General features: G+C 65.0%; 10 protein-coding genes and 1 CRISPR repeat array (1 of these 11 only partly in view). Of the genes, 8 read left to right on the top strand and 2 right to left on the bottom strand.

All coding sequences use genetic code 11. The features are described from left to right. Positions 1–41: 41 nt before the first annotated feature. Complete coding sequence (locus QZH66_RS07665) at positions 42–653, bottom strand: YdcF family protein (RefSeq protein ID WP_305805361.1); 612 nt, start codon at positions 651–653, stop codon at positions 42–44. Continuing rightward, positions 650–1,612 carry a pyridoxal-phosphate dependent enzyme gene (locus QZH66_RS07660; protein WP_305805360.1) on the bottom strand — a complete coding sequence of 321 codons (963 nt, stop codon included), beginning with the start codon at positions 1,610–1,612 and terminating at the stop codon, positions 650–652. Before QZH66_RS07660 ends, QZH66_RS07665 begins: the two co-directional genes overlap by 4 nt. Before the next feature lie 143 nt (positions 1,613–1,755). On the opposite strand from QZH66_RS07660, the gene QZH66_RS07655 reads away from it, so the two are divergent. From QZH66_RS07655 to cas6f, 8 genes are all read left to right on the top strand, one after another. After that, a complete protein-coding gene (locus tag QZH66_RS07655) occupies positions 1,756–2,298 on the top strand; it encodes a hypothetical protein (protein WP_305805359.1) in 543 nt (180 codons plus the stop codon). Positions 2,299–2,797: 499 nt separating this feature from the next. Beyond that, positions 2,798–4,687, top strand: a complete 1,890-nt coding sequence (gene mnmG, locus QZH66_RS07650) for a tRNA uridine-5-carboxymethylaminomethyl(34) synthesis enzyme MnmG (protein WP_305805358.1) — start codon at positions 2,798–2,800, stop codon at positions 4,685–4,687. Positions 4,688–4,801: 114 nt separating this feature from the next. Next, positions 4,802–5,779, top strand: coding sequence for a type I-F CRISPR-associated endonuclease Cas1f (gene cas1f, locus QZH66_RS07645; RefSeq protein ID WP_305805357.1), 978 nt, complete (start codon positions 4,802–4,804; stop codon positions 5,777–5,779). Beyond that, complete coding sequence (gene cas3f, locus QZH66_RS07640) at positions 5,776–9,147, top strand: type I-F CRISPR-associated helicase Cas3f (RefSeq protein ID WP_305805356.1); 3,372 nt, start codon at positions 5,776–5,778, stop codon at positions 9,145–9,147. Before cas1f ends, cas3f begins: the two co-directional genes overlap by 4 nt. Before the next feature lie 381 nt (positions 9,148–9,528). Further along, positions 9,529–10,884, top strand: a complete 1,356-nt coding sequence (gene csy1, locus QZH66_RS07635; RefSeq protein ID WP_305805355.1) for a type I-F CRISPR-associated protein Csy1 — start codon at positions 9,529–9,531, stop codon at positions 10,882–10,884. Further along, positions 10,881–11,897 carry a type I-F CRISPR-associated protein Csy2 gene (csy2, locus tag QZH66_RS07630; RefSeq protein WP_305805354.1) on the top strand — a complete coding sequence of 339 codons (1,017 nt, stop codon included), beginning with the start codon at positions 10,881–10,883 and terminating at the stop codon, positions 11,895–11,897. The genes csy1 and csy2 overlap by 4 nt, the downstream gene beginning before the upstream one ends. Before the next feature lie 23 nt (positions 11,898–11,920). Next, positions 11,921–12,946: a type I-F CRISPR-associated protein Csy3 gene (csy3, locus tag QZH66_RS07625; RefSeq protein ID WP_305805353.1), complete on the top strand. Its 1,026-nt coding sequence runs from the start codon at positions 11,921–11,923 to the stop codon at positions 12,944–12,946. Between the two features lie 5 nt (positions 12,947–12,951). Then, positions 12,952–13,518, top strand: a complete 567-nt coding sequence (cas6f, locus tag QZH66_RS07620) for a type I-F CRISPR-associated endoribonuclease Cas6/Csy4 (RefSeq protein WP_305805352.1) — start codon at positions 12,952–12,954, stop codon at positions 13,516–13,518. Between the two features lie 131 nt (positions 13,519–13,649). Next, a CRISPR array of direct repeats spans positions 13,650–14,220; the repeat unit is 28 nt; unit sequence GTTCGCTGCCGCACAGGCAGCTCAGAAA; it runs 9,305 nt beyond the window's last position.

Below are 14,220 nucleotides of genomic sequence, written 5' to 3'. Positions count from 1 at the left end.
CCGGGATCGCCCCGGATGAACAACCTACTGAGAGATCACAGCTAGGGGCCAGCCCCTTTTACAAGCAGGTCGCGATGGAAAAAGTAGATTTCCTGCGCCAGGAACCGCCAGCGTGTATGGAAACTGCGGAATCGGGTGCTGGGCGTGGACGAGGCCAACGCATCGATGCCCAGTTCACGGCTGAGCCGCAGCGCCCGCGCCATGTGCAGCGGATCACTGACCAGGATCACCCGGTGCAGATGGTGCTCGCGCATCAGCAACTGCGCCTCGATCAGGTTCTGCCGCGTGGTGCGTGAAACGGTTTCAATCAGGATCGCGTCGGCGGGCACCCGTTGCCGCAACGCATAGCGGCGCGCCACCTGCGATTCGGAAAAACGTGCGGTCGCGCCGCCGTAGCCCCCGGTGAAAATCAGCAATGGCGCGTAGCCGCGCTGGTACAGGTCCAGCCCGTGACGGATGCGCTCTTCGAATACCGGCGACGGCTTGGCATCGTAGGCGGCCGCCCCGAGCACGATGATCGCATCGGCCGGCGCGGCCTCGTCGTGGTCCCCCACCCAGATGATCCACGCCGCCACGCCCAGCAGCCACACTCCCAGCAGCAGGCCCAGTCGCCACAACCAGCCCGCGACGCCGCGGCGCTTGCCGCGCCTCATGCCGGCCTCCAGGCCAGGGCATCAAGATCGACATTGCCGCCGGACAGGATCAGGCCCACACGCCGGCCGGCAAAGCGCTGCGGCTGCGCCAGCACGGCCGCCAGGGTGATGGCCGAGGACGGCTCCACGGCCTGCTTGAGCACCTGCCACAGCAGCCGCATCGCCGCGAGCGTGGCCGCATCGCTCACCGTCACCACCTGCGCGCGATCCTTCAGCAGGGCGAAATTGGGCGCGCCCAGCACACCGCGCAGGCCATCGCACACCGTATCGGGCACGAAGTCGCCGCCACGCTCGCCGCCGGCCAGCGCGCGCGCCGTATCGGCCGCACCCTCCGGTTCGGCCAATACCAGCTCGCATGCGCCGGCCGCATGCTGCAACGCCAGCGCCGTGCCCGCAGCCAGACCACCGCCGCCCACCGGTGCCACCAGCGCGTCCAGCGGGGTGACGGCCTGTTGCAGCAGCTCCAGCGCAACGGTTCCCTGCCCGGCAATGACACGGGGGTCGGTATACGGATGCACCAGCACCGCGCCGGTGGCGGCCTGTACCTGCGCGCAGATGTGTTCGCGCGCGGCCTGGGTAGGCGCACAGCCCCACAGCATCGCGCCATGGCGGGCGATATTGGCCAGCTTCACCGCCACCGCACCTTCCGGCACCACCACATGGCAGGCGATCCCGCGCGAGCGCGCCGCCAGCGCCAACGCGGCGCCATGGTTGCCGGAGGAGTGGGTGACCACACCGCGGGCGGCCTGCTCCGGCGTCAGCGACCACACCGCGTTGCAGGCGCCACGAAACTTGAAGGCGCCAGCGCGCTGCAGGTGCTCCGCCTTGAAATACAGCTGCGCCCCGGCCAGTGCATCAAGCTCGCGCGAGCGCAGCACGGGGGTAACCGTGGCATGCGGCGCGATACGGGCCGCGGCCGCCAGCACGTCGGCAACGCCGGGCAGGGAGGAATCGCTCATGCCGAAAGGTTAACGTAGCCATGTGGTGGCCGCCTATCGCGCACGCGCACATTGCACCTGTTCAGTTCGCACCTTGAGGGTTAAGGGGCGATTCAATGCCCGGGCACGAAGCTGCCCTTGTACCCATCTGGGGGGAACCAATCATGAAAACGCGTCTGATCCTTGCCACCGGCCTGCTGCTTGGCCTGTCCGGCTGCGCCACCTATGACTATGTCGGCGGCGCGGGCGGTGGTTATTACCACGGCTCGCCTTCGGTGCAATACAACTATCCGTATGGCTATGGCGGCTATGGGCCTTACGGTGGCTATGGGTACGGCGGCTACGGCTACCCGGGCTATCGTCCGTCCTATATCTACTACCCGCAAAACCACTACCGGCCGCCGTACGGTGGCCATGGCAATGGTCATCGGCCGCCTCCGCCGGGCAATGGCGACGGCCGTCCCCCGCGTCCGCCGCCGGCTGGCAATAGCGGCAACAACAAGTCGCCGTGGCGCAACCTGGACAACCTGCAACGCCCGCAACCGCGCGCCAACGGGCAACCCCAGCGTTATGCGCAACCGCAACCCCAGGCGATGGGCGCGCGACCCGCGATGCAGCCCCGGCAGGCGCCGCAGTCACGTCCGGCACCGGTGCGCGGCGAGGGCCCGAACCACCGCCAAGGCCGGGTCCGTAACGAGGAACCGTGAGGGCTTGCAATTGCCATGGATATGGGCAATCGTGGCGCCACGGGTGACCGGCCGCGTCAGTAACTGACCCGAACGACCGCAATCTCCCACCGCTTCAATGTCGATGTCCGGCAGGAAATCTGGATCCCCCCTGTTCCGGCCCTGTCGGGCGTCGGCGCCTACAAAGCAAAAAGCCCCGTGGATACGGGGCTTTTTGCTTTTGGCGAGTCGTTGACGGGTCACTGAAAAAAAACGAGGCCGGCAGTCCCCCGACTACCGGCCCCATGCTTCCCCACCGTGCGCTGTGGCCAGCCCCTGTTCCAATTCCGGCCATTTGCGCCTGTGTCGCATGCCACGACGGGTGCACGAAGTTGAACGCAGAAAGCGTGCCAACTTCAGCGGGCGCCGCGTTGTTGCTGTGATTGGCGCTAAAATCACCACCCCGCCGACCTCCTGCGTCTGCCCGAGCCGATCCGGGCGCGCCTGCGTTTCCCGGCACCCGAACAGCATCCGCGCAGCCATGAGCAACTCCTTCTACCGATACGACGTCATCGTCATTGGCGGCGGCCACGCCGGCACCGAGGCCGCACTGGCCGCGGCACGCAGCGGCGCGCGCACCCTGCTGCTGACCCACAACGTCGAAACCATCGGCGCGATGAGCTGCAACCCGGCCATTGGCGGCATCGGCAAGGGCCATCTGGTCAAGGAAATCGACGCGCTGGGCGGAGCGATGGCGCATGCCGCCGACCTGGCCGGCATCCAGTGGCGCACGCTCAACGCCTCCAAGGGCCCGGCGGTGCGCGCCACCCGCTGCCAGGCCGACCGCTCGCTGTACCGCAACGCGATCCGCCGCATCGTCGAGAGCCAGCCCAACCTGACCCTGTTCCAGGCCGCGGTGGACGACCTGCTGATCGAAGGCGACGCCGTGCGCGGCGCCCTCACCCAGACCGGCTTGACGTTCCACGCACCGGCCGTGGTGCTGACCGCCGGCACTTTCCTGGCCGGCAGGATCCACATTGGCGAGACCCAGTACAGCGCCGGACGCATGGGCGATCCACCGGCGACCACGCTGGCCGCGCGGCTGCGCGAACGCCCGTTCGCCATCGACCGGCTGAAGACCGGCACGCCGCCGCGCATCGATGGCCGTTCGCTGGATTATTCGGTGATGGAAGCCCAGGCCGGCGACGATCCGCTGCCGGTGATGTCGTTCCTCGGGGACGTGTCCGAACATCCACGGCAGGTCACCTGCTGGATCACCCACACCGCCGAACGCACCCACGAGATCATCCGCAACGCGCTGCACCGCTCGCCGCTGTACAGCGGCCAGATCGAAGGCGTCGGCCCGCGCTACTGCCCCTCGATCGAGGACAAGGTGGTGCGCTTCGCCGAGAAGGCCAGCCACCAGATCTTCGTCGAGCCCGAAGGGCTGGACGTGGCCGAGATCTACCCCAACGGCATCTCCACCTCGCTGCCGTTCGACGTGCAGCTGGAGCTGGTGCGCAGCATTGCCGGTTTCGAGAACGCCAACATCACCCGCCCCGGTTACGCGATCGAATACGACTTCTTCGACCCGCGCGGGTTGAAGAACACGCTGGAAACCAAGTCGGTCAGCGGGCTGTTCTTCGCCGGCCAGATCAACGGCACCACCGGCTACGAGGAAGCCGCCGCGCAGGGGCTGCTGGCCGGCGTCAACGCCGCCCGCTTCACCCGCGCGCAGCAGGGCTGGTGCCCGCGCCGCGACGAGGCCTATCTCGGTGTGCTGGTCGACGACCTGATCACCCACGGCACCGTCGAGCCGTACCGCATGTTCACCAGCCGCGCCGAATACCGGCTGCAGCTGCGCGAGGACAACGCCGACGTGCGCCTGACCGGCATCGGCCGCGAGCTGGCCCTGGTGGATGACCAGCGCTGGTCGAAGTTCCAGATCAAACAGGACGCCGTGGCGGTCGAAAGCGAACGCCTGCGCGGGCTGTGGGCCACGCCGGGCAATGCGTTGGGGCGCGATGTGGAAGCCACGCTCGGCGTGGCGGTGAGCCGCGAAACCCGCGTGCTCGACCTGATCAAACGTCCGGAGCTGGACTACGCCAAACTGATGCAGGTGCCCTCGCTGGGGCCCGGCGTGGACGATGCCAAGGTCGCCGAACAGGTGGAAATCAGCGTCAAGTACGCCGGCTATCTGGATCGCCAGCGCGACGAGATCGAGCGCCAGCAGCGTCATGAAAGCACCCCGATCGGCGCAGGCTTCGACTACGCCGGCGTACGCGGGCTGTCGGCCGAAGCGCAGCAGAAACTCGAACGCGTGCGCCCGCAGACCATCGGCCAGGCGCAGCGCATTCCCGGCATGACCCCGGCGGCGATCTCGCTGCTGCTGGTGCATCTGGAGCGGGTGCGGCGCGGCCGCGTGGCCTGACCCGCATCCCGGCAGTCTCGGGCTTTCGCTCCCGACAGCGGCTACAGTCTCTCCCTGTGAGATCGGTCCATGCGTCCATGCGACGCATGGAGTACGGGACAACAGGGGGACAACATGGACACGTTCACGCCTTCAGACCTGAAGACGATCCTGCATTCGAAGCGGGCCAACATCTACTACCTGCAGCACTGCCGCGTGCTGGTCAACGGGGGACGGGTCGAGTACGTCACCGACGCGGGCAAGCAGTCGCTGTACTGGAACATTCCCATCGCCAACACCACCACGGTGCTACTGGGTACCGGCACCTCCATCACCCAGGCGGCGATGCGCGAGCTGGCCAAAGCCGGTGTACTGGTGGGCTTCTGCGGCGGGGGCGGCACACCGCTGTTCAGCGCCAATGAGATCGATATCGATGTGGCCTGGTTCTCGCCGCAAAGTGAGTACCGCCCCACCGAATACCTGCAGGCGTGGGTGAAGTTCTGGTTCGATGACGACCTGCGCCTGCTGGCGGCCAAACAACTGCAGCAGCTGCGGCTGCAGCGGTTATCGCAGCAATGGCAGCACCGGGCGTTGCGTGACGCCGGCTTCAACGTCGATATCACCCGGCTGGAAAAGCTGCTTCAACCTGTCAGCCGCGCGATCGAACTGGCGCAGGACACCACCGCCCTACTCACCGAAGAAGCACGGTTGAGCAAAGCGCTGTTCAAGCTCGCGGTGGATACCGTGGGCTATGGCGATTTCACCCGCGCCAAGCGCGGCAGCGGCACCGATCCGGCCAATCGATTTCTCGACCACGGCAACTACCTGGCCTATGGGCTCGGTGCCACCGCCACCTGGGTGCTCGGGCTGCCGCACGGGCTGGCGGTCCTGCACGGCAAGACCCGCCGCGGCGGGCTGGTGTTCGATGCCGCCGACCTGGTCAAGGACGCCTGCATTCTTCCCCACGCCTTCCTGTCGGCGATGCGCGGCGATGACGAGCAGAGCTTCCGCCGTCACTGCATCGAAGCCCTGACCCGCAGTGAATCGCTGGACTTCATCATCGACAGCCTCAAAGCCATCGCCACCACCACCGCGGCACAGGTGAAGGCGTGAACATCCTGCTGATCTCGCAGTGCGAAAAACGGGCGCTGACCGAAACCCGCCGCATCCTCGACCAGTTCGCCGAGCGCCGCGGCGACCGCACCTGGCAGACCCCGATCACCGAAGCCGGACTGGACACCCTGCGCCGGCTGCTGCGCAAGACCGCGCGCAAGAACACCGCCGTGGCCTGCCATTGGATCCGGGGTCGCGACCACAGCGAGCTGATGTGGATCGTCGGCGATGCCCGTCGCTTCAACGCCGAAGGTGCCGTACCCACCAACGCCACCGCCCGCAACATCCTGCGCAGGCAGGATGAGAACGACTGGCACAACGCCCAGCCCATTCGCCTGCTGGCGCAGCTGGCCGCCTTGCTGCACGACCTGGGCAAGGCCAGTGTTGCCTTCCAGCAGCGGCTGCGCGGCGAACGGATCGAGCGCAACCTGTATCGGCACGAATGGGTATCGCTGCGGCTGTTCCAGGCGTTCGTCGGTGACGATGACGATGCCGGATGGTTACGGCGGCTCATCGATGTCGAGCACTACAACGAACAGGACTGGCTTTCGGCAGGGCGCTACCAGCGCGACGGGCTGGACACGGTCCACGCCTTCCCGTTCCAGCAGCTTCCTCCGCTCGCCGCCGCCGTTGCCTGGCTGGTTGTCAGCCACCATCGCCTGCCGGTCATTCCTGTATCCAGAGACGATGGCGCGCAGGACTGGCTCGGCAAGCGCGCACCGAACTGGCGATCCGCCTGGCTGCTGCAACCGCTGGCGGAGGTGGCACATAACTGGAATGAGAAGCGCCAGATCCACACCGATCAGGAGGCCCTGCCCTATTGGCAACCCAAGACCACCCTGCCGGTCATGGAAAAGCAGTGGCGCAGCCAAGCCGCTCGCGTTGCAAAGGCCTTGCTGGACCTCCAGCAACGCGACGACACCCGGTGGCTCGACAATCCCTATGTGATGCATCTGGCCCGCCTCAGCCTGATGTTGGCCGACCATCACTATTCCCGCCTTGCACCCGATGCACCGGAACGGCTCAAGGTGGCCACCGACAGCACCCTGTACGCCAATACCCACAAGGACGGAAAGCTCAAGCAGACCCTGGTTGAGCACCTGGTTGGCGTTGCCCGCGATGCCGGAATGATCGCCCACGCCATACCGGGCTTCGAACGCCACTTGCCACGTCTGGCCAACCATCGCGGATTGCGCAAGCGCAGTGCCAATCCGAAGTTCGCCTGGCAAGACAAAGCCGCCGATGCCGCCATTGGCCTGCGCGAAGACAGCCAGAAACTCGGCGGATTCATCGTCAACATGGCCTCCACCGGTTGCGGCAAAACTCTGGCCAATGCGCGCATTCTCTATGCGCTGTCCGATCCGCAACACGGTATGCGCGCCACCTATGCATTGGGCCTGCGCACGCTCACCCTGCAAACCGGGCGCAGCTACCGCAACGACCTGCATCTGGGAGACGACGAACTGGCGATCCGCGTAGGTGGCTCGGCCAGCCGTGCACTGTTCGAGTATCACGAGCAGCAGGCGGAAGCCCGTGGCTCGGCCTCCATCCAGGATCTGATCGAGGAGGACAGCCACGTCCTCTATGAAGGCAACACCAGCCAGCATCCACTGCTCGCACGCGCCCTGCACGACCCCGACATCCGCAATCTGTTGGCGGCACCTATGCTGGTCTGCACGGTGGACCACATGGTGCCGGCCACCGAATCACTGCGTGCCGGCCGGCAGATCGCCCCGATGCTGCGGCTGATGAGCGCCGATCTGGTGCTTGATGAGCTGGATGACTACGACCTGGATGACATGCCCGCGCTTACCCGGTTGGTGCATTGGGCCGGCATGCTGGGCAGCCGCGTTCTGCTGTCTTCGGCCACACTGCCACCATCGCTGGTCACCGGCATGTACCTGGCCTATCGCGCCGGCCGCCGCCTGTACCGGCTAAATCGCGGCGAGCCCGGTACCGCCCATCTTGATGCCGACATCCCCTGCCTGTGGGCCGACGAATTCGGCGTGAAGACATCCAGCGTGGGCGGCCAGGGTTTCGCGCAGCAGCACCTGCACTTCGTGGAAAAGCGCGCGGCGCAACTACGCAAGGCCGCGCCATTGCGACAGGCCGCCTTGTTGCCATTAGTGCTCAAAGCACAGAAAAGGGAGCAGCAGCACGCCGAAGTCGCAATGCATATCCGTAATGCTTGCCTGCAGCTGCATCGTGCGCATGGCCAACCCGATCCGGTCAGCGGCAAGCAGGTGAGCTTCGGTCTGATGCGCATGGCCAACATCGGGCCCCTGTTCGACGTCGCACAAACCCTGTTCGCGCTGGACGCGCCAGAAGGCACCCGCATCCATCTGTGCGTCTATCACGCACGCTTTCCATTGCTGCAACGTTCGGCAATCGAGGCCTTGCTGGATACCAGCTTCAACCGGCGCGGTGACGCCAATGCCGTTTTCCAGCTCCCGGCCATCCGCAGTGCGCTGGACGCCACCCCCGAGCCGCAACAGCTGTTCGTGGTGCTGGCCTCGCCGGTGTGTGAAGTCGGCCGTGACTGGGATGCCGACTGGGCCGTGGCCGAACCCTCGTCGATGCGCTCGCTGATCCAGTTGGCCGGCCGTGTGCAGCGCCATCGCGGCCAGCCACCGGCAGAGCCAAACGTGCTGGTTTTCGATACCAATCTGCGCCACCACGCCAATGCCAAGCCCGATCAACCCGCGTTCCAGCGCCCCGGTTACGAAAAATCTGGTACCACCCCGGCGCAAAGACGCCTGCAGCTGACCAGCCACCGCCTGACCGATCTGCTGCAGGCCAATGAATTCGAAATCCTCAATGCGCTCCCGCGTATCCAACCCCGGCTACCGGAAGAATGGAAAACTCGTGGCAGCCTCGCCGATCTGGAACAGGCCCGGACCGCGCTCAGCATGCTGCCGCGACCCGCTGCCGGAAACGACACGCCCGGGCCGATCGAACAGGATCAGGCCTACGTCGCCTGGAAGTATCCGCAGACCGCCTTGATCGGCGTGTTGCCACAGCAACAACCCTTCCGCCAGCAGACCCTGAGCACCACCACACTGGTCTTCCTGCCCGATGACGACGGCGAGCAACTGCGGCTGCACCGGGTGGAGGAGGCCGCCACACGTCGCGCCGACCCGCAGCGCATCCTGATCGACCAGAGCCTGCGCCACAACGTACGCCTGACCTTTGGTACAGGCATCAGCCCGTGGGGCCAGTTTGACCTGATGACCCTGCTCGAAGAACAGGTCGCGCATTCGGGAGACTCGCTGGACTACTGCGCCCAGCGCTTCACCACCGTGGAAGTGCCGGACAACGATCACGGCTGGCGCTGGCATCCGTTGCTGGGCTTCGAGAGGGTCCGATAAGGAGGGGCGTCCGTGCCCCGGCTGCTTACGCAGCAGCTAATGACGTTTCGCCGAGGGAAGGGATCATTTTCTGAGCTGCTTATTCAGCAGTTTTCCGAGCGAAGGCATCATGGCGTTGACAGCCTATCACCGATCTGCGAGTCTGGTAAAGCCGGAGCACCGTTGACGCGATGCTCCGGCGAACAACAAGCCGGTTGGTCTCCGGACCCAAGCACAGGGGTTAGATGTGCATCGGGGGATACAGGAAGTGTTCCAGCGCTTCATCAGAAGAACCATTTGAGGGCAAAGCCCTCTGTCACACCCCCGCAGCAGCGAATCTTCTCCGTTGCTGCGGGGATTCTACAGGCACGCCCTGTAAGGGGGCGAATGAAAGGAATCCCTATGAACGAACCATCGGAACGTCTCACACGCTCCGGACGTTTCCACGCCGCCATCGCCAGCTTCATCGAAGCCCGGCGCGAGGCCAAGCTGAAGGGCAAGGAAGAAGAAGGCGACACCGCCACCAAGTACGACTACGGCACCTGGCTGGCCGACGCCGCACGCCGGGTAGGCCAGATCCAGGCCGTCACCCACGTACTCAAGGCCACCCATCCCGATGCACGCGGCAGCAGCCTGCACGTGCGGCCAGATACCCTGCCCCGGCACACCGATATCGGCAGCCACGTCCTCGGTGACGACTTCGCCGAAGACGTGGTGGGCAACGCGGCGGCATTGGACGTATTCAAATTCCTCAAGGTGGAAGTGGATGGCCGCCGCCTGCTGGATTGGGTGCAGGCCGGCGACGAAGACCTGCGTGCGGCGCTGCATGCCGACGCTGACATCGCCACCGGCTGGATGAAAGCCTTCAACGGCCTGGTCCGCAGCGATACCGCTCCCGCCTCGCATGGGGCCGCCAAACAGCTGTACTGGCTGGTCGAAGGCACGGCCACGGACGACACGGCCTATCAGCTGCTGCAACCGCTGTTCTCCAGCAGCCTGGCACACGCCGTACATGCGGATATCCAGGACGCGCGTTTCGGCGAAGACAACAAGGCCGCACGCCAGGCCTTCCGTGCCAAGGAAGCGCACCCGGCCCCTTACCGCGACTACCGCAATCTGGTGGTGCGCAAGCTGGGCGGGACGAAGCCGCAGAATGTGTCCCAGCTCAACAGCGAGCGTGGTGGCATCAATTACCTGCTCGCCTCGTTGCCACCAAGCTGGGACACCGAACAACCGAAGAAACTGCTGAATCTGGATTCGGCCATGGAACGGCTGCCTTGGTTCCCCGGCGTGCGCGACACCGTCAAACAACTGGCCGACTTCCTGCTTTCCGATCCACCGTCCACCGAACCAACCCGCGCCAAACGCCTCGCTCTGGCCAAAGAGCTGGGCGCGCAGTTGGCGATCTATGCGGTCGAAACCCAGGTGCGCTTCAGCCCCGGCTGGACCCGCGATACCGCCTGCACCCTGCCCTTGCACCAGCAAATCTGGCTGGACCCGGAGCGCGTGGAACTGGATCCCCGGCCCGAGCCGGAGCTTGCCGCCGAGGACAACGCCTTCGTGGAAGCCTGGGAATTCGGCGACTGGCCCGACCAGGTGGCCGGCGACTTTGCCACCTGGTTGAACGCACACCTGCACGCCGCCGGCCTGGTGGGTGTGGGTGATACCGAATACCGGCATTGGGCACGGCAGGCCATCGTCGATGCAACGTGGCCGGTGCCGTTGCAGCGACGCGCACCGAAGCGAGGTACCGCATGAGCACCTGCCCCGGCTTTGATCATCTGCTGGTGTTCCCGCACCTGCAGGTGCAGAACGCCAACGCCATTTCCAGCCCGTTGACCCACGGCTTCCCGTCGATGACGGCATTCCTCGGGTTGATGTGGGCCTTGCAGCGCAAGGCGCATGCGGCAGGGCTGGATGTGCAGTTCAAGGCGGTGGGCGTGGTCTGCCACAAGCACCGCGAACTGGCAACCGAAGGCGGCTTCGTCAACAGCTTCCACCTGACCCGTAACCCGGTGGGCAAGGATGGTGGGAGCGCGGCAATCGTCGAGGAAGGCCGTATCCACCTGCAGCTCAGCCTGTTGCTGGCCACGCAAAGCACCCGCTGGGAACAGCAACCCGACGCACGCGAAGCCGATCTGTCCACATTGGCCGAGTTGCTGGCCGGCATGCGCATTGCCGGCGGCAGTGTGATGCCAGCGGCGCAACCCTGGCGGCGGCGTTACCAGCCATGGGCACTGGATCTGACTGGCACCCACGCCGACCGCCAATCCCTGTTCGCCAAGGCGCGCATGCGCCTGTTGCCCGGCTTCACCCTGGTGGGCCGCGATGACCTGCTGGCCCAGCGTGTGCAGCAACAGAGCGAGGCCGGCAAGGCCGCAAATCCGCTGGATGCGTGGCTGTCGCTGGCCCGCATCAACTGGCGCTGGATGGCCGATGACGCCACCGGCAAAGACAGCTGGCGCAACGACCGTACCGGCAATGGCTGGGTGGTCCCCATCCCGGTCGGCTATGGCGCACTAGGCGAACTGCACGCCGCCGGCAGCGTCGCCAACACCCGCGACGCCGATACGCCGTTCCGCTTTGTCGAAAGCCTGTATTCGGTGGGGCAATGGATCAGTCCGCATCGATTGCAGATCACTGAAAGCCTGCTCTGGTACGCCGACAGCCAACCCGACGCCGGCCTGTACCGCTGCCGCAACGACTACATGCAACCACTCGACGAAGACGAGCTGGACGCACCGTTTGAATTCGATACCACCACCTATTGACCCAGCAGAAAAGGAATCCAAGCATGTCCAAGGAACTCAAGACCGCATCCGTCCTGGCATTTGAACGCAAGCTGGACCCGTCCGATGCACTGTTCAGCAGTGGCAACTGGGCCGCCCGCATCGATTCGGAAAACTGGGCGCCAGTAGGCCTGCGCGAGAAGTCCGTGCGCGGCACCATCTCCAACCGTCTGAAGACCAGCGGGCAGGATCCCGCCAAGCTGGATGCCGCCATCCAGAACCCCAACCTGCAGACCGTGGATGTGGCCGCATTGCCGGCCAACGCCGACACCTTGAAAGTGCAGTTCACCCTGCGCGTGTTGGGCGGCACCGGGCAGCCGTCGGCCTGCAACGATGCCGCCTATCGCCACAAGCTGCTGGAGACAGTGAAGGGATACATGCAGCAGCACGGCTTCAATGAACTGGCCCAGCGCTACGCTGCAAACCTCGCCAATGGCCGCTTCCTGTGGCGCAACCGCATCGGGGCCGAGCAGGTGGAAATCCACGTCGCCCAGCTGCGCGATGGCCAACCAGCCAGCCAGTGGTGCTTCGATGCACTGGCGCACTCCCTGCACAACCTCGCCGCACCTGCCGATGAAGCGGGGTCGCTGGCCCAGCTCGGTGAACTGATCGCTAGCGGCCTGGCCGGTGACAGCCATGTGCTGCTGCAGGTCACTGCCTATGTGCGCATCGGTGCCGGGCAGGAAGTATTTCCTTCGCAGGAGCTGATCCTGGACAAGGCGGCCAGCAAAAAGAGCAAGACCCTATACGACGTAGACAAGGTGGCCGCCATCCACTCGCAGAAGATCGGCAATGCCCTGCGCACCGTGGACACCTGGTATCCGGAAGCCGATGACAACGGCCCCATCGCAGTCGAGCCCTACGGTTCGGTGACCACGCAGGGCAAGGCCTATCGCCAGCCCAAGGACAAGCAGGACTTCTACAACCTGCTCGACGGCTGGGTCTTGAAGGACAAGGCGCCTGCCATTGAGCAGCAGCACTTCGTCATCGCCACCCTGGTGCGCGGCGGCGTGTTCGGCGATGCGGGCTGAGTGTCATGACCAGTCATCATGTCGATATCCGGGTCGTCCCCGACCCGGAAACCACCGCAGCGCAGTTGCTCGGCGCGCTGTATGACCGCCTGCACCTGGCACTGGTCCAGCAGCGCATCGAGAACATCGGCGTGAGCTTCCCCGGCTACAGCACCACCCCACGTTCGTTGGGCATAGTGCTGCGGCTGCACGGGAGCGAAGCAGGCTTGTGCGGGTTCCTGCAGGAAGACTGGCTCAAGGGCCTGCGCGACCACGTGCGCCTGACCGAGATAGAACCTGCCCCGGAAGGGGCACCGCAACGCACCGTGCAGCGTCGGCAGTTCAAGACCAATGTCGAACGCCTGCGACGCCGGCGCATGCGGCGCAAGGGTGAGAGCGAACAGCAGGCACAGCAGGCCATCCCACAAACCGTGGAACGCCGCCCCAACCTGCCCTACCTGCACCTGCGCAGCCGCAGCACCGGCCAACCCTTCTGTTTATTCATCGCACTGGGTCCGCTGACCGAAACCACCACCCCTGGTCCCTTCAACAGCCACGGACTCAGCAGCGCAAGCACCATCCCCTGGTTTTGACCATTTTTTTTAGGCAGTAACCAGCGTTCTTTGAAAATCAACCACTTGCGAATACCCCCGGAATTTTGGGGGTATTCCTATATCGATGAAATTAGCTAGCATTACCAACCTGTTGACACTAAATGTGTCTAGTTCGCTGCCGCACAGGCAGCTCAGAAATGAGAATTCCCGGCGTCACGCCTTGGGAAGATGTTCGCTGCCGCACAGGCAGCTCAGAAATGCTCAAGCTGATGAGCAACAAGGCCAAGGCCGTTCGCTGCCGCACAGGCAGCTCAGAAATCAGTGGATTTAGGGTTGAGCAGTCCACGAACGTTCGCTGCCGCACAGGCAGCTCAGAAACGTCTGCCCACCGCCCAATGCCGTGCACTCAGGTTCGCTGCCGCACAGGCAGCTCAGAAACCTGCACCAGCGAGCGCGCGAACGGATACAGCGTTCGCTGCCGCACAGGCAGCTCAGAAAATCAAGGGCAGCATCGGAAACACCCGAGGTATGTTCGCTGCCGCACAGGCAGCTCAGAAAAAATCGTGAAATGGCGCTCAAGAAAACCCGGAGTTCGCTGCCGCACAGGCAGCTCAGAAATGGCACGCCGCCGGGTGATCCTGTGCCGCCTTGTTCGCTGCCGCACAGGCAGCTCAGAAATCAGTTCATGAGTCAGCACAGCATCGGCTCGCGTTCGCTGCCGCACAGGCAGCTCAGAAAATC

Origin of the sequence: Stenotrophomonas sp. YIM B06876 (assembly GCF_030711595.1) — a bacterium.
GTDB lineage: Bacteria > Pseudomonadota > Gammaproteobacteria > Xanthomonadales > Xanthomonadaceae > Stenotrophomonas.
Note: the sequence above shows the minus strand (reverse complement) of the source record. Positions and strands in the feature narration are given on the sequence as shown.